The following is a 14,997-nucleotide window of genomic DNA, read 5'->3' as shown; positions in this document are numbered from 1 at the left end:
ATGTCCGAACTGGCCACTGTGCGCATCCCCCGTCCTCATGAGGCGCCGTTCGGCTCCGCGTGTTCCCGGTTGCGGGCCCTGCAGCCCGAGCATCCCCGCGTCTACGCCGCCGCGGCCATGGCCGATCAGGGCAAGCGGCGGTGGTGGGCGCTGTCCACCGGGTTGCGCGAGGGGCGTATCGACCTCATGTACCGACGGCACGCGGCGGAGATGATCAGTTCGGCGGCCGCGGCGGAAGTGGTGGCCACCGCGCTCATCCACGCCGTGGTCGGACGGGTCGCGGCCCTGTGGGTCGCCGACGGACGGGCCTGGGATCCGGGACTGGAGAACGTGTGGATCCATACCGACAACGACGGCGGCATCGATTGGGCGGGTCTGACCGATACCACGATCCGCGTGGTGGCCGGTGACCCGATGGCGGGTTCGCCCGGGGTGGTGACACTGCCGTGTGAACGGGCTATGCGGGTGTGGCTGGCGTACCGCTGCGAACCGTCGCTGCTGCTGGTGCAAGGTGCGCTGGCCCGGTGCGCGGGGCTGGGGCAGCGGCGTTTCTGGTCGCTGGTCGCCGAATCCGTTTCCGGCGCCACCACTTATGTGCCCGATCTGGCCGGCACGGATCCGGTGGCGGGCGCCCGCCGCGGTCACGGGTTGCTGACGGCGCTCGAAGATCGCGGTCTGGCGATCCGGCGGGCGCAACGTGTTGCCTAGTTAGGTAAGCCTGTCCTATACTCGGAACCGGCGTACGGATCGCGCGAGTGTCCCGAGGGCTGCGGTGACCCCCGATCCCCTACGCGCGGCGGGTTCCACCTCCGGGTGGGATCCGCCGCTTCATTTCCGCCGCGGTACCGGTCCGTGAGTATCGGCTCCGGGCGCCATGCGATCGTTGAGCCATGACCGAACAGCACACGCGTCCCCCGCAGTCCATGGCCGATCTCAGCGTGGAGGATCTGAACGAGATCAACAAGGCGACGTTCGCGGGTCTGCTCGGTCTGCGGATCACCGAACTGGGACCCGACCGGGTCGTCGGGGAATGGACCGTCACCCCGCAGCACCACCAGCCGGCGGGAATCCAGAACGGCGGCGTGCTCTGCACCGTCGTGGAGACGCTGGCCAGCACCGGCGGCGCCGTCTGGTACGGGGCGCGCGGCACGGTCGTCGGCGTGAACAATTCCACCGATTTCCTCCGCGCGGTCAGCGAAGGCACGTTGACCGGTGCGGCCACGCCGATCCATCGGGGCGGTCTGCAGCAGCTCTGGCAGGTGGTGATCACCGACGCGGACGCACGCCTGATCGCGCGCGGCCAGGTGCGGCTGCAGAACCTGCCCCATCGCTCCTGAACAACCTCTCCGAATGGAAACGGCGGGTCCGGGACAGGCAGTTGCTGTCCCGGACCCGCCGTTTGTTCCCGTAGCGGTTCAGATACCGCCCGTCGACAGCAGCCCGCCGTCGACACGAACCGTCTCGCCGGTGATCCATGCCGCCTGGTCGGACACCAGGAAGGCGATCAGCCGGGCCACATCCTCCGGCGAGCCCAACCGCTTCAGCGGATAGGCCCGGGCGGCGGCCTCCTCGTCCGCGGAGTACAGCGCGTCCGCGAAACTGGTCTTCACCACCCCGGGCGCGACCGCGTTGACCCGGATCTTCGGCCCGAGCTGCCAGGCCAGTTCATCGGTGAGCCGGATCAGGGCGGCCTTGGAGGCCCCATAGGCCGCGATCACCCCGGTGGAGCGGATACCGGCCACACTGGCCACATTGACGACGGCCCCGCCGTGCTCGGCCATGTAGGCCTTGTACGCCTGCTGGAGGTAACCGAGTGCCGCCACCACATTGACGTCGAAGATCTTGCGGACCGCGTCCAGATCGGCCTCCATCAGGGAGCCGTACACCGGGTTGATCCCGGTGTTGTTGATCAGGATGTCCAGCGACCCGAATTCGGTGATCACCCGCTGGACCGCGGACTCGCGCGCTTCGGGATCACCCGAATTACCCGCTACGGCGATGACCTCGCCCCGGTGCCGGAGTTCACGCAGCGCGGTGGCCGCCTCCTCCAGCGGTTCGGGTTTGCGCGCGGTGATCAGCACGTTCGCGCCCCGGCTCAGCAGCTCGGCGGCCACCGCGTAGCCGATACCCCGGCTGGCCCCGGAGACCAGCGCGCTCTTACCCAACAGATCGGTGCTCATAGCGGGGCACGTTACCGTGCACTCCCGAGACGGTCCGCGCCTGCCGGACCGCCTCGCGCGAGCCCGCGCCGGGGCGGTCCGGGTAAAATCGGTGGTTCCGTGTCCGGATACAGCCGATCATGGGCGGACCACCCGCCGCGACGAACCGGGCTCCCTGTTCCCGACCCTTTCCGAGGAGATATCTGTGATCACCGCGACCGACCTCGAGGTCCGGGCCGGCGTCCGTACCCTGCTGTCCGCCCCGGGGCCGGCGTTGCGGGTGCAGGCCGGTGACCGGATCGGCCTGGTCGGGCGCAACGGCGCCGGTAAGACCACCACCCTGCGCATCCTGGCGGGTGAGGGGGAGCCGTACGCCGGCACGATCATGCGGTCGAGTGAGATCGGTTACCTGCCGCAGGATCCCCGCGAGGGCAATCTGGACGTCCTGGCCCGGGACCGGGTCCTATCGGCCCGCGGGCTGGACGCGTTGATCCGGGATATGGAGAAACAACAGGCGTTGATGGCCGAACTGGCCGACGACACCGCACGGGAACGCGCGGTCCGCAAGTACGGGCGGCTCGAGGACCGCTTCTCCGCGCTCGGCGGGTACGTGGCCGAGAGCGAGGCCGCCCGGATCTGCCACAGCCTGGGCCTGCCGGACCGGGTACTGGACCAGCCGCTGCGTACCCTGTCCGGCGGGCAGCGGCGGCGGATCGAACTGGCCCGCATCTTGTTCGCGGCCTCCGACGGCAGCGGTGGCCGCTCCGACACCACCCTGCTGCTGGACGAGCCCACCAACCACCTCGACGCCGATTCGATCACCTGGCTGCGCGGTTTCCTGCAGAACCACGACGGTGGTCTCATCGTCATCAGCCACGATGTGGACCTGCTCGCCGATGTGGTGAACAAGGTGTGGTTCCTCGACGCCGTACGTGGCGAGGCCGACGTCTACAACATGGGTTGGCACAAATACCTCGACGCCCGGGCCACCGACGAACAGCGGCGGCGCCGGGAGCGGGCCAACGCGGAGAAGAAGGCCTCGGCGCTACGCGCCCAGGCCGCCAAACTGGGTGCCAAGGCCACCAAAGCCGTTGCGGCGCAGAACATGGCCAAGCGCGCCGACCGGCTGCTGGCCGAACTCGACGACGTGCGGGTGGCCGACAAGGTCGCGCGGATCAAGTTCCCCGAACCGGCGGCCTGCGGTAAGACCCCGCTGATGGCGGAGAACCTGACCAAGGTCTACGGCTCGCTGGAGATCTTCACCGGCGTGGACCTGGCCATCGACCGGGGGAGCCGGGTGGTGGTGCTGGGTCTCAACGGCGCGGGAAAGACCACACTGCTGCGGCTGCTCGCCGGAGCCGAGGAGCCGACCGCGGGAGGGCTGATACCGGGTCACGGGCTCAAGATCGGGTACTTCGCGCAGGAACACGACACCCTCGACGATGCCGCCACGGTGTGGGAGAACATCCGGCATGCCGCCCCGGACGCGGGCGAACAGGAGTTGCGCGGGCTGCTGGGCGCCTTCATGTTCAGCGGACCGCAGCTCGAGCAGCCCGCCGGCACGCTGTCCGGTGGGGAGAAGACCCGCCTCGCGCTGGCGGGGCTGGTTTCCTCGGCCGCGAATGTCCTCCTGCTGGACGAGCCGACCAACAATCTCGACCCGGTCTCCCGGGAACAGGTCCTCGACGCCTTGCGTACCTACGCGGGGGCGGTCGTCCTGGTGACCCACGATCCGGGTGCCGCCGAGGCGCTGAACCCGGAGCGGGTGATCCTGCTTCCCGACGGCACCGAGGACCACTGGTCGGCGGAGTACCTGGAATTGATTCAGCTCGCGTGAGTTTCATCACAGGAACTCATTGCCGGATGCTCTTCGAATGCTTAGCCTGAGAGTAACGCTGCTCGGCGACTCGGAGGAAGCCATGAGCGACAGGCCGGTACAGAGCAAGAGCACCTTGGGTAAGGGCACCCGCGTCACAGGAAAGTCACGCGACCGCCTACAGACCCAGTTGAAGAAGCAATACGAGGCGGGGGCGAGTATCCGGTCGCTGGCACGTGCGACCGGGCGGTCCTATGGGTTCATCCACAATGTGCTGACGGAGTCGCATGTGCAACTCCGCAGTCGCGGCGGTGCCAATCGCCGCAAATCCCGCTAACCGCACCGTATTCGCAGGCCACGCCGCCGGATCATCGACCGGCGGCGTCGGGTCGGTGTGCCGGGTGCGGACGGCGGAGCGATCACCATCCGGGAACGGCACCGTCGGCGTGCACCAGGAGATTGGCCAGGCTGGCGAAGAGCGGCAGCCCGGTCTTGATCTCGAGATAGGCGAACTGCCCCTGCGGGTTGATCTCGAGGAAATAGTGTTCGCCGTCGAGGCCGACCCGCAGATCGAGGACGCCGAAACTCAGGCCGAGGGCGCCCATCAGCGTCGCCACCGATTTGCCGACGCTCGCGGGGAGCCGGGCGGGGGAGAAGGCGACAGAGGTGTCCAGCCGGGAATCCACCCGGCCCGCACCGGCGCGGGAGTCGATCCGCACCACCCACTCGCGCCCCTCCACCCACACCACGCGCAGATCGCATTCCGGCTCGATATAACGCTGGAAGGTGGTCGGCGCCCAGCGGATCCCGGCGAGCCGGTCCAGATCGCCGGGCAGGAGAAGCCGTGTTTCGGAGAATTCGGCGCGCGAGGTTCCGGTGCGTTTGTAAACCACCGGCCCACCGCAGCTTTCGGCGAATTCGCGGGCCGCGTCCGGATCGTTGGTGACCAATGTCTCCGGAACAGCGCAGCCGGCCCGCAGCGCGGTATCCAGTTGCAGGATCTTACGGTGGGCGATGCGGTCGTGACCGGGTTCGTTGATCCACCGGGCGGGCAGCGACCAGAGCAGCCCCTGGACGAACCCGTCGCATTCGGCCTGCCGGTAGGCGTCGTCGTCGGCGCGCACCCCGGCCGGGACCCGGCACGGGTGCGGTCGCCGCCACCACACCGACCGCACCTCGTCCAGTCCGGTCAGCCCGGCCAGCGACCGGTCGACTCCGGAGCGGTCGAGCCGGAAGCTGCCCGGCTCGCGCGGAAAGTCGCGCAGATCCAGGCGAAGGGGTTCCACACCGTGTTGTTCGCGCAGCGTTGCCGCCATGGCAGCCGCATGCAGATCGTCGTTCTCGGCGACGATGAGGACCGATCCCGGACCGTGGGCGGCCACCGGGCTGCTCAATCGAGACTGTCGGCGTGCATATTGTCGTCGCTGCCGCGAGGGGATCTGGTCTGGGCGCAGGTGAAGGTCGCGGGGTGATCCGGAGCGTCGGCGAGGTCCAGTCGCGCCACCCAGGATTCGGTGAGCCGGCGTAGCTGTGCGTCGCCGAATGTCTCCGACGGCGGTGCCGACAACGTCAGCGGCCGTTCCGCGATATCGATGCGTAGCCGGCGGGTGAAATCGGCGGTCGCGCCCCGCCGAACCGCCACCCGAACCGTTTCGCCGGCTGTGGCGGCCCCACCGCCGAGCCCGCTGAGAGCGCGGATATCACGGCGCCGGAAAGTCCATGTCCCGTCCGCGACCCGCACCCGGATGGCACGGTCGGATTCACCGTCCAGTACACCCGTAAGGGTGGCCACCGCATCGGTTTCCGGTGTGTCGGGGAGGTGCACGGCATCGGTCATCTGGATTCTCCGATCTTGCTGGCGGTATGCCACGATCCGAGCGCGTCCGGATCATAACGCCGTATACGAACTCCGGAAGCCGATATCACCGGATTCGCCCACTGTCTTTCCCGGCCTTGTTCCCCGAGGAATCCCTGCGGTGGAAGATTTCCGGCCTCGAAGGGCGTCCCGGTACCGGAAACAAGTTTGCGGAGTACGACCGGCGGTGGTCAGAGCCCGAGCAGTTCCGGTTCCGCCGCCAATGCGCGAAGCCGGCCGCGGGGATCGGCGAGCAACCGCCGGGCATCCAGATCGAGCAGGCCCCCGGTCACCGTGACCTCGGCCGAGAGCGTGCCATCGGTGCGGACCATTTCCTGCTGGATGCGGTAGGTCTTCCCCGAACCCCAGACGAACGCACAGGTCACCCGGATCTCGTCGCCGCCACGCAGTTCCCGCCGGTACTTGATCGTGCTCTCCAGGACCACCGGCCCGACTCGAGCCGCCAGCAGCTTATCCGGCTGCAGGCCGGCGGCCAGCAGGAATTCCCAGCGGGCGTGTTCGGCGTACTGGTGGTAGACGGCCTGGTTCACATGGCCCTGGACATCGAGTTCGTATCCACGCACGGTGATGGGAACGGAAAAGGTCATATCGGGTCGAACGGACCACTGTCGACGGTTTGTTCCCGCCCACCGCCGGGTCGCCCGCTCAGGGGCGACGGCGCACCGAGGCCTCTACGAGATCCAGTACGGCCGTGAGGTTCTCGTTGGTGTGCCCCGAGGCGATCCGGGCGATGAGGCCGTCGAGGACCAGATCGAGATAGCCGAGCAGGACATCGGTGGGTACGTCGTCACGCAGCGCGCCCGCCGCCTTACGGCGTTCGAGCCGGGCCAGTGTCGCGGCCGTCAGTTCGGCCGAGCGCTGGGTCCAGCCCGCCCGGAATTCCGGATCGGTGCGCAGCCGCCGGGCGATCTCGAGCCGGGTGCCCAGCCAGTTGTACTCCTGCGGGTCGGCGAGCATGTTCCGCATCACCTGCACGATGCCCTGATTCGCCGCTACCTCGGCCATCCGTTCCGCGTCGTCCTGGGCCAGAGCGAAGAACAGGGCGTCCTTGTCGCGGAAATGATGAAAGATCGCGCCGCGGGACAGGCCGATGGCCTCCTCCAGACGGCGCACGGTGGCGCCGTCGTACCCGAACTCGGCGAAACAGCGGCGGGCGCCGTCGAGTATCTGGGTGCGCCGGGCGGCCAGGTGATCGTCGCTGACCTTGGGCATCGGTCTCCTCCAACGGATATACGAACCCCGCGCGGCCCTTCACCACGCGGGGTCTTCACAGTACGAGCGGACGGACAACACCACTGCCCGCATCTGCGCCACCCATGTCGGGAGCGAGGCCTACGAGCGACGTTCGCGCCCGTCTCGTGGTGTGCGTGCCCGAAACGCATGCGCCGAAGGCGCGGTCCCGAACGCGCGAGCACGAGACCTGAGGGTGGTGAACCGCACCGCCGGAGGCGGCGCGGTTCACCACAGCGATCAGGCGCGGATCATGTTCCGCAGCACATACTGCAGGATTCCGCCGTTGCGGTAGTAATCGGCCTCACCGGGGGTATCGATGCGGACCACCGCGTCGAATTCGATCTTCTCCCCGTCCTCCTTGGTGGCGGTGACGTGGACGGTCTCCGGAGTGGTGCCGGAGTTGAGTTCCTCGATACCTTCGATATCGAAGACCTCGGTGCCCGTCAGCCCCAGCGAGGCGGCGGATTCACCGGCCGGGAACTGCAGCGGGATCACGCCCATGCCGATCAGGTTCGAGCGGTGGATACGCTCGAACGATTCGGTGATCACGGCCTTCACGCCCAGCAGCCGGGTGCCCTTGGCCGCCCAGTCGCGGGAGGATCCGGAACCGTACTCCTTACCGCCCAGCACCACCAGCGGAATACCGGCCTTCTGGTAGTTCTGCGAGGCATCGTAGATGAATGCCTGCGGACCGCCCTCCTGGGTGAAGTCACGGGTGTAACCGCCCGAGACATCGTCGAGGAGCTGGTTGCGCAGCCGGATGTTGGCGAAGGTGCCGCGGATCATCACCTCGTGGTTACCGCGCCGCGAACCCAGGGAGTTGTAGTCCTTGCGCGCGACCCCGTGGGAATCGAGGTAATCGGCGGCCGGGGTGCCCGGTTTGATGGCACCGGCGGGGGAGATGTGGTCGGTGGTCACCGAATCGCCCAGCAGGGCCAGCACCCGCGCGCCCTTGATATCGGAGACCGGCTCCGGCTCCATACCCATACCGTCGAAGTACGGCGCCTTGCGAACGTAGGTGGAATCCTCGCTCCATTCGAAGGTGTTGCCCTCCGGGGTGGGCAGGCTGCGCCACCGCTCGTCGCCCTTGAAGACGTCGGCGTAGGACTTGGTGAACATCTCCTGGTTGATCGCCGACTTGATGGTGTCGTCGATCTCCTGGGCGGAGGGCCAGATATCGCGCAGGAAGACCGGGTTGCCCTGCTGATCGGTGCCCAGCGGGTCGGTCTCGAAATCGAAGTCCATGGTGCCCGCGAGCGCGTACGCGATGACCAGCGGTGGCGAGGCCAGGTAGTTCATCTTCACGTCGGGGGAGATGCGGCCCTCGAAGTTGCGGTTACCCGACAGGACCGCCGTGACGGTCAGATCGTTGTCGTTGACCGCCTTGGAGACCTCCTCCGGCAGCGGACCGGTGTTGCCGATGCAGGTGGTGCAGCCGTAACCACCCAGGTGGAAGCCGAGCTTCTCCAGGTAGGGCCACAGGCCGGCCTTCTCGTAGTAGTCGGTGACCACCTGGGAGCCGGGCGCCATATTGGTCTTCACCCACGGCTTGCTGGACAGGCCCTTCTCCACCGCGTTACGCGCCAGCAGCGCCGCGCCGATCATGACCGACGGGTTCGAGGTGTTGGTGCAGGAGGTGATACCCGCGACCGCGACCGCACCGTGGTCCAGGACGAACTCGCCGCGTTCCTCGGAAACCACGCGGATCGGCTTGGAGGGCCGGCCGTACGCGTTGTCCGCCGCGGACTGGACGTCCACGGCGCCGTCGTCGGCGAAGGAGAGGTTCGGGGCCGGATCGGAGGCCGGGAACGTTTCCTCGACCGCCTCGTCCAGCTGGGAGTGCGGGGCGGGGTGCTGCTCCTCCACGTAGTTGTGGATGTCCTTGCGGAACGCGGTCTTCGATTCGCTGAGCAGGATGCGGTCCTGCGGGCGCTTCGGGCCGGCGATGGAGGGCACCACGGTGCTCAGGTCGAGCTCCAGGTACTCGGAGTAGGCCGGTTCCGAGGCCGGGTCGTGCCACATGCCCTGTTCCTTGGCATAGGCCTCGACGAGGGCCAGCTGCTCCTCGCTGCGGCCGGTCAGGCGCAGGTAGTTGATGGTCTCGGCGTCGATCGGGAAGATCGCCGCGGTGGAGCCGAACTCCGGGCTCATATTGCCCAGGGTGGCGCGGTTGGCCAGCGGAACCTCCGCGACGCCCTGGCCGTAGAACTCCACGAACTTACCGACGACACCGTGCTTGCGCAGCATATCGGTGACGGTGAGCACCACGTCGGTGGCGGTGACGCCGGGCTGGATCTCACCGGTGAGCTTGAAGCCGACCACGCGCGGAATCAGCATGGAGACCGGCTGGCCCAGCATGGCGGCCTCGGCTTCGATACCGCCGACACCCCAGCCCAGCACGCCGAGGCCGTTGACCATGGTGGTGTGCGAGTCGGTGCCGACACAGGTGTCCGGGTAGGCCTGGCCGTTGCGGACCATCACGGTGCGGGCCAGGTATTCGATATTGACCTGGTGCACGATACCGGTGCCCGGGGGGACGACCTTGAAATCGTCGAACGCGCCCTGGCCCCAGCGCAGGAACTGGTAACGCTCGCCGTTGCGCTCGTATTCGAGTTCGACATTGCGCTCGAAGGCGTCGGCCCGGCCGAAGACGTCGAGGATGACCGAGTGGTCGATGACCATTTCGGCGGGGGAGAGCGGGTTGACCTTCTCCGGGTCGCCGCCGAGGGCGGCGACCGCCTCACGCATGGTGGCGAGGTCGACCACGCAGGGGACGCCGGTGAAGTCCTGCATCACCACGCGCGCGGGGGTGAACTGGATCTCGATACTGGGCTGGGCGTTCGGGTCCCAGTTCGCCAGCGCGCGGATGTGGTCGGCGGTGATATTGGCGCCGTCCTCGGTGCGCAACAGGTTCTCGGCGAGGACTTTCAGTGCGTACGGGAGTTTCTCGGTGCCGGGTACGGCCGAGAGCCGGAAGATCTCGTAGGAGTTGCTTCCGACCTCGAGGTTGCCCTTGGCGCCGAAAGTATCGATACTTTTCGTCACGTCAGCTCCACTTGTCGGGTGTGGGCGCCGCCGGCGGGGCTGTGCCGGTGGCGATGGGTCTCTGGCATGAGGTGCCGGCCCGGATTGGCGCCGGTTCCCCGCGCTACCAACCTTAACAGTACGCTTGTCCTGTGAAGTTTCGGGGCGGTGGGGAGGTGTTTCCGCGCGGCGCGCCGCCGCCCGGCGTGGCGGGGATGCGGTCACCGTTCGCGCTTCGCGTAATCTGCTCTCGAGCTGGTCCGGTCGCCGGGCGTACCGTCGGGTACTTCCGGAGAACGCGATCGCTCTCGTACTCCCCGCCGCTCGCCCACCGAGGCGGCTCGACCAGACCGGATGGAAGATGACCGTCACCCACACCTCGGCCTTCTCCCTCAAGGCCACCACCCTGCCGGCCGGATTCGACTCGGAGACCATGCAGGAGGTCCGAGCCGATCTCGCCGACAACGGGGTGGCCACCCCCGAGGGGGCGGACCAGGACGACCTGGCCGCAGTCGTCGGCGCGGCCCGGGAGCAGGGCATGCACCTGAGCGTTGTGGTGATCGAAGGTAATCCCGGCCATGATTCCGATCTCCGCGATCTGGCGACCGAGGTCGCCAAGACCGAGCACGGTACGGTTCTGGTTCTCAGTCACGACTGGGTGGGGACCTACAGTGACAGCATCAGCCGGGTACGGCTCGAACTGGCCGAGGATCATGTCCGTGCGGTGCGCCCGGTGGAATCCGTCGATGTCAAGACCCGAACCTTTGTCGAACGTGTGCAGCACGAGGGAACGATCGATCCGACCACCTTCACGATTGTGGTGCTCCTGGGTATCGTCGCCGCCATCGCGGGCCTGGGCTGGGTGAAGTCCCGCCGCGAATCGAGAGACGAACTACGCGAAGGTGATTCGCGTGACGAGCAGCGCGTGGCCGGATAGCGTCCCGTCCCACCGGGTCCGGGAGAACCGGTGGGACGTGGGAATGCCGAACGAGCGAGTCCGGAGCGGCGCAGAAGCCCGACCCGAGCCGAGGAGCCCGTCTGTGACCGCAGACGGGCCCTCGGCCCCGCGCGCGATATCGAGTTGTTACCCGGCCCGCTCCGCGAGCATGCGACCGCACGGACTTTGCGCCTATGGTGGAGCCGGTTACGGCATATACGGCCACCTTTTGGAATAGTTGTGACAGCACGCACAGGACCGAGGCGAAAGCGGGGATGTTGGTGACTTCGACGGACGGTGTCAGCAAGGCGGATTTGGCGAAAGAACCGCCGACGCCTGCTTCGAACACCCTCGAGCGTGACGTCCAGACGCTGGAGAAGGCGATCTACGAGGTCAAGCGGGTCATCGTCGGGCAGGACCGGCTGGTCGAACGGCTGCTCGTGGGGGTGCTGGCCAAGGGGCATGTGCTCCTCGAAGGTGTGCCCGGTATCGCCAAGACGCTCGCGGTCGAAACCTTCGCCAAGGTGGTCGGCGGATCGTTCTCCCGGGTTCAGTTCACCCCCGACCTGGTCCCCACCGACCTCGTGGGTACCCGGATCTACCGGCAGGGCCGGGAGGAGTTCGACACCGAACTCGGCCCGGTCGTGGCGAACTTCGTCCTCGCCGACGAGATCAACCGCGCCCCCGCCAAGGTGCAGTCCGCCCTGCTCGAGGTGATGGCCGAACGGCATGTGTCGATCGGCGGCAAAACCTATCCGATGCCGGACCCGTTCCTGGTCATGGCCACACAGAACCCCATCGAAAGCGAGGGCGTGTACCCGCTGCCGGAGGCGCAGCGTGACCGTTTCCTGTTCAAGGTGGTCGTCGACTACCCCTCCGTGGAGGAGGAGCGGGAGATCATCTACCGCATGGGGGTGACCCCGCCGGAACCCGGGCAGATCCTGGAGCCCGCGGAACTGCTGCGCTTGCAGAAGCTGGCCGCGAACACCTTCGTGCACCACGCGCTGGTCGACTACGTGGTGCGGGTGATCGCCGCGACCCGCGCGCCGGCCGAGTTCGGGATGCACGATGTGGCGAACTGGATCTCCTACGGCGCGTCTCCCCGCGCGAGCCTGGGCATCATCGCTGCCGCGCGTGCCGTCGCGCTGATCCGCGGCCGGGACTATGTGGTTCCGCAAGATGTCATCGAGGTGATCCCCGACGTGCTGCGGCACCGGCTCGTGCTCTCCTACGATGCCCTCGCCGATGAGATCAGCCCCGAGAACGTGATCCAGCGGGTCCTGCAGACCGTCGGCCTGCCGCAGGTGGCTCCGCAGGCGGTGGCTCCCGGTGCGCCGCCGCTCGCCGAGAACGGTAACCGGCCGCCCGTGCCACCGCAGCAGGCTCCGGCGCCCCAGGTACCGCAGACCGCCGGCACCAACCAGTCCCAGTGACCCGGCCGACGGACTCCCGCGCCCGACCGGCCGCCCCCGGCCATGCGCCGCCGTCGTTCCGTTCGGGCGAGCTGACCGATCCGCATCTGTCGGCCGCGCTGAAAACGCTCGAGCTCACCGTGCGCCGCCGCCTCGACGGTGTGCTGCACGGTGACCACCTCGGTCTCATTCCGGGCCCCGGTTCCGAGCCCGGGGAGGCGCGCGCGTACCAACCCGGTGACGACGTGCGGCAGATGGACTGGTCGGTGACCGCCCGCACCACTCATCCGCATGTTCGGCAGATGATCGCCGACCGGGAATTGGAGACCTGGATGGTGGTGGATCTGTCCGCCAGTCTGGACTTCGGTACCGGTGTCTGCCAGAAACGCGATCTGGCCGTCGCGGCGGCCGCGGCGATCACCCATCTCACGATGGGCGGCGGTAACCGGATCGGCGCCGTCGTGGCCACCGGAGAGCGGATGCTGCGCATCCCGGCGCGCAGCGGGCGGGTGCACGCGCAGTCGCTACTGCGTGGTATCGCCACCACCCCGCACCCTCGGGACGGGGTACGCGGGGATCTGCGTGGCGCGATCGAATCGTTGCGCCGGCCCCAGCGCAAACGCGGGCTGGCGGTGATCATCAGCGATTTCCTCGGGGAGATCGACTGGCAGCGGTCGCTGCGCGCCATCTCCGCGCGCCACGATCTGCTGGCCGTCGAGGTGCTCGACCCGCGCGATACCGCGCTACCCGATATCGGTGACGTGGTGCTGCACGATCCGGAAACCGGGCGCACCCGGGAGTTCGACGTCACCCCCCGGTTACGCGCCGACTACGCCGCCGCCGCGCAACAGCACCGGGCCGCGGTGGAGCAGACCCTGCGCAACTGTGGCGCCCCCGTGCTGACCCTCATGACCGACCGGGACTGGATCGCCGATGTGGTCCGGTTCGTCTCCACCCGGCGCCACAGTCTCGGCGCCTCGACCCCACGGATGCCACGCCAGTGAGTATTTCGAATTTCGCCGCACCGATCTGGCTCGGATTCCTTGCTGTCATCCTCTTACTGGCCCTCGGCTATCTGCTGGTCCAGCGCAGCAGGCACCGCCATATGATGCGGTTCACCAATATGGAGCTGCTCGAGAAGGTGGCTCCCAACCGGCCCGGTTTCTGGCGGCATGTACCGATCGCGCTCGTGCTCGTCGGGATGGTGTTCGCGACGATCGGCGCGGCCGGGCCGACCGCGGAGAAGAAGGTCCCCCGCAACCGGGCGACCGTGGTGCTGGTCATGGACGTCTCGTTGTCCATGGAAGCCACCGATGTATCGCCGAACCGGCTACAGGTCGCCCAGGAGGCGGCCAAGAACTTCGCCGAGGGCCTCACCCCGGGGATCAACCTGGGGCTGGTCACCTACGCCGGAACCGCCTCGGTGCTGGTCTCGCCGACCACCGACCGGGGCTCGGTGAAGGCCGCTATCGACAACATCAAGCTCGCCGAGCGAACCGCTACCGGTGAGGGTATTTTCACCGCTCTGCAGTCGGTCGAGACCCTGGCCTCGGTGCTCGGCGGCTCCGAAACGCCGCCGCCCGCGCGGATCGTGCTGATGTCGGACGGGAAGCAAACCGTTCCGGATTTCGAGGACTTCGACAACCCCCGCCACGAGTTCGTCGCCGCACGACTCGCGAAGACCAAGAAGATACCGGTCACGACCATCTCGTTCGGTACGGAATGGGGTGTGGTGGAGATCCCCCGGGAAGAAGGCGGCGCCGACCGGCAGCCTGTTCCGGTGGACGACGAGGCGATGCAGGAGATCGCGAGCCTGTCGGGTGGTGAGTTCTATACGGCATCGAGCCTGCAGGAACTGTCGAGTGTCTACGACACCCTGGAGGAGCAGATCGGGTTCGAGGTGACCAGGGGGGACGCGAGTCGTCCCTGGTGGATCCTCGGTCTGCTCGCCACCCTCGTAGGTGTGGTGGTCGCGCTGGCGCTGCGTCAGCGATTGCCCTGACCGGTAGCGCGAGACGCGTTGACCCCGCCGGGATCCGCCCGGATCCCGGCGGGCGGTGGCCGGCCCCGCGGTACGGCCGTATGCGCCGAAATTCCGTTGACCCGATGATTCGGGGTTGCCTACGCTCGGGATGTCTCGGTCGGAGGAGCGAGACATTCGGGAGGGGTAATTCCATGAAGCATGTGATGCTCACTGCCGCCGTCATCGGCGGAATACTGTTCGGCGGAGCGGGGGCCGCGACCGCCCAGGATCATTTGGCGTTGCTTCCGTTCACGGGGCCGAATGCCGAGGTGCACTGCAAGAACACGCTGGACGCGAAGTATTCCGGTCAGCCTGCCTATTGCGCTCCGATCGGGAAGGCCGATAAGAGCGGTTTCATGATGTGGGGCCTCTACATCACCAAACGGGTGTAGGAGTCGAGACAGAGCTGCGGGCCGGGTGTCACCCGGCCCGCAGCTCTGTCTCCGGGTTGTGCGCGGTGCACAAGTTCGCCGGGGAAATATCGGTGGGCGTCCCATGAGAGACCCGCCGAGGTAGC

General features: G+C 67.7%; 15 protein-coding genes. 9 read left to right on the top strand and 6 right to left on the bottom strand.

Going from position 1 to position 14,997, the window contains the following annotated elements; genetic code table 11:
- Both ACYR7D_RS21815 and ACYR7D_RS21810 read left to right on the top strand, forming a co-directional pair.
- Entirely contained in the window at positions 1 to 708 is a 708-nt protein-coding gene (locus tag ACYR7D_RS21815) for a hypothetical protein (RefSeq protein WP_459546388.1), read from the top strand.
- 182 nt (positions 709 to 890) lie between these two features.
- Positions 891 to 1,337: a PaaI family thioesterase gene (locus ACYR7D_RS21810; protein ID WP_459546387.1), complete on the top strand. Its 447-nt coding sequence runs from the start codon at positions 891 to 893 to the stop codon at positions 1,335 to 1,337.
- A gap of 78 nt (positions 1,338 to 1,415) precedes the next feature.
- Here the strand turns inward: ACYR7D_RS21810 and ACYR7D_RS21805 are convergent, their stop codons facing one another.
- Positions 1,416 to 2,180, bottom strand: a complete 765-nt coding sequence (locus tag ACYR7D_RS21805) for an SDR family oxidoreductase (protein WP_459546386.1) — start codon at positions 2,178 to 2,180, stop codon at positions 1,416 to 1,418.
- A gap of 184 nt (positions 2,181 to 2,364) precedes the next feature.
- Between ACYR7D_RS21805 and ACYR7D_RS21800 the strand changes: the two genes are divergently transcribed.
- Together ACYR7D_RS21800 and ACYR7D_RS21795 are read left to right on the top strand one after the other, a co-directional pair.
- Complete coding sequence (locus ACYR7D_RS21800) at positions 2,365 to 3,996, top strand: ABC-F family ATP-binding cassette domain-containing protein (protein ID WP_459546385.1); 1,632 nt, start codon at positions 2,365 to 2,367, stop codon at positions 3,994 to 3,996.
- A gap of 82 nt (positions 3,997 to 4,078) precedes the next feature.
- Complete coding sequence (locus ACYR7D_RS21795) at positions 4,079 to 4,312, top strand: helix-turn-helix domain-containing protein (protein ID WP_459546384.1); 234 nt, start codon at positions 4,079 to 4,081, stop codon at positions 4,310 to 4,312.
- An 82-nt stretch (positions 4,313 to 4,394) separates the two neighbouring features.
- On the opposite strand, the gene ACYR7D_RS21790 is transcribed toward ACYR7D_RS21795, so the two are convergent.
- From ACYR7D_RS21790 to ACYR7D_RS21770, 5 genes are all read right to left on the bottom strand, one after another.
- Positions 4,395 to 5,369: a hypothetical protein gene (locus ACYR7D_RS21790; protein ID WP_459546383.1), complete on the bottom strand. Its 975-nt coding sequence runs from the start codon at positions 5,367 to 5,369 to the stop codon at positions 4,395 to 4,397.
- On the bottom strand, positions 5,366 to 5,812 hold the full coding sequence (locus ACYR7D_RS21785; RefSeq protein WP_459546382.1) for a hypothetical protein: 447 nt from the start codon (positions 5,810 to 5,812) through the stop codon (positions 5,366 to 5,368). The genes ACYR7D_RS21790 and ACYR7D_RS21785 overlap by 4 nt, the downstream gene beginning before the upstream one ends.
- 209 nt (positions 5,813 to 6,021) lie before the next feature.
- Complete coding sequence (locus tag ACYR7D_RS21780; RefSeq protein ID WP_459546381.1) at positions 6,022 to 6,438, bottom strand: acyl-CoA thioesterase; 417 nt, start codon at positions 6,436 to 6,438, stop codon at positions 6,022 to 6,024.
- A gap of 58 nt (positions 6,439 to 6,496) precedes the next feature.
- A complete protein-coding gene (locus ACYR7D_RS21775) occupies positions 6,497 to 7,063 on the bottom strand; it encodes a TetR/AcrR family transcriptional regulator (RefSeq protein ID WP_459546380.1) in 567 nt (188 codons plus the stop codon).
- 258 nt (positions 7,064 to 7,321) lie between these two features.
- A complete protein-coding gene (locus ACYR7D_RS21770; protein WP_459546379.1) occupies positions 7,322 to 10,129 on the bottom strand; it encodes an aconitate hydratase in 2,808 nt (935 codons plus the stop codon).
- 340 nt (positions 10,130 to 10,469) lie between these two features.
- Between ACYR7D_RS21770 and ACYR7D_RS21765 the strand changes: the two genes are divergently transcribed.
- From ACYR7D_RS21765 to ACYR7D_RS21745, 5 genes are all read left to right on the top strand, one after another.
- The gene (locus ACYR7D_RS21765) at positions 10,470 to 11,045 is read left to right on the top strand and encodes an Rv1476 family membrane protein (protein WP_459546378.1); all 576 of its coding nucleotides are present in this window, start codon (positions 10,470 to 10,472) and stop codon (positions 11,043 to 11,045) included.
- Between the two features lie 275 nt (positions 11,046 to 11,320).
- The gene (locus ACYR7D_RS21760) at positions 11,321 to 12,478 is read left to right on the top strand and encodes an AAA family ATPase (RefSeq protein WP_459546377.1); all 1,158 of its coding nucleotides are present in this window, start codon (positions 11,321 to 11,323) and stop codon (positions 12,476 to 12,478) included.
- On the top strand, positions 12,475 to 13,461 hold the full coding sequence (locus ACYR7D_RS21755) for a DUF58 domain-containing protein (protein WP_459546376.1): 987 nt from the start codon (positions 12,475 to 12,477) through the stop codon (positions 13,459 to 13,461). Before ACYR7D_RS21760 ends, ACYR7D_RS21755 begins: the two co-directional genes overlap by 4 nt.
- The gene (locus tag ACYR7D_RS21750) at positions 13,458 to 14,459 is read left to right on the top strand and encodes a VWA domain-containing protein (protein ID WP_459546375.1); all 1,002 of its coding nucleotides are present in this window, start codon (positions 13,458 to 13,460) and stop codon (positions 14,457 to 14,459) included. Before ACYR7D_RS21755 ends, ACYR7D_RS21750 begins: the two co-directional genes overlap by 4 nt.
- 173 nt (positions 14,460 to 14,632) lie before the next feature.
- Positions 14,633 to 14,872, top strand: a complete 240-nt coding sequence (locus ACYR7D_RS21745; RefSeq protein ID WP_459546374.1) for a hypothetical protein — start codon at positions 14,633 to 14,635, stop codon at positions 14,870 to 14,872.
- Positions 14,873 to 14,997 lie beyond the last annotated feature (125 nt).

The organism is Nocardia sp. X0981 (genome assembly GCF_977089955.1).
The sequence above is the reverse complement of the archived record's forward strand: the minus strand, read 5'-3'. Positions and strand labels throughout refer to the sequence as shown.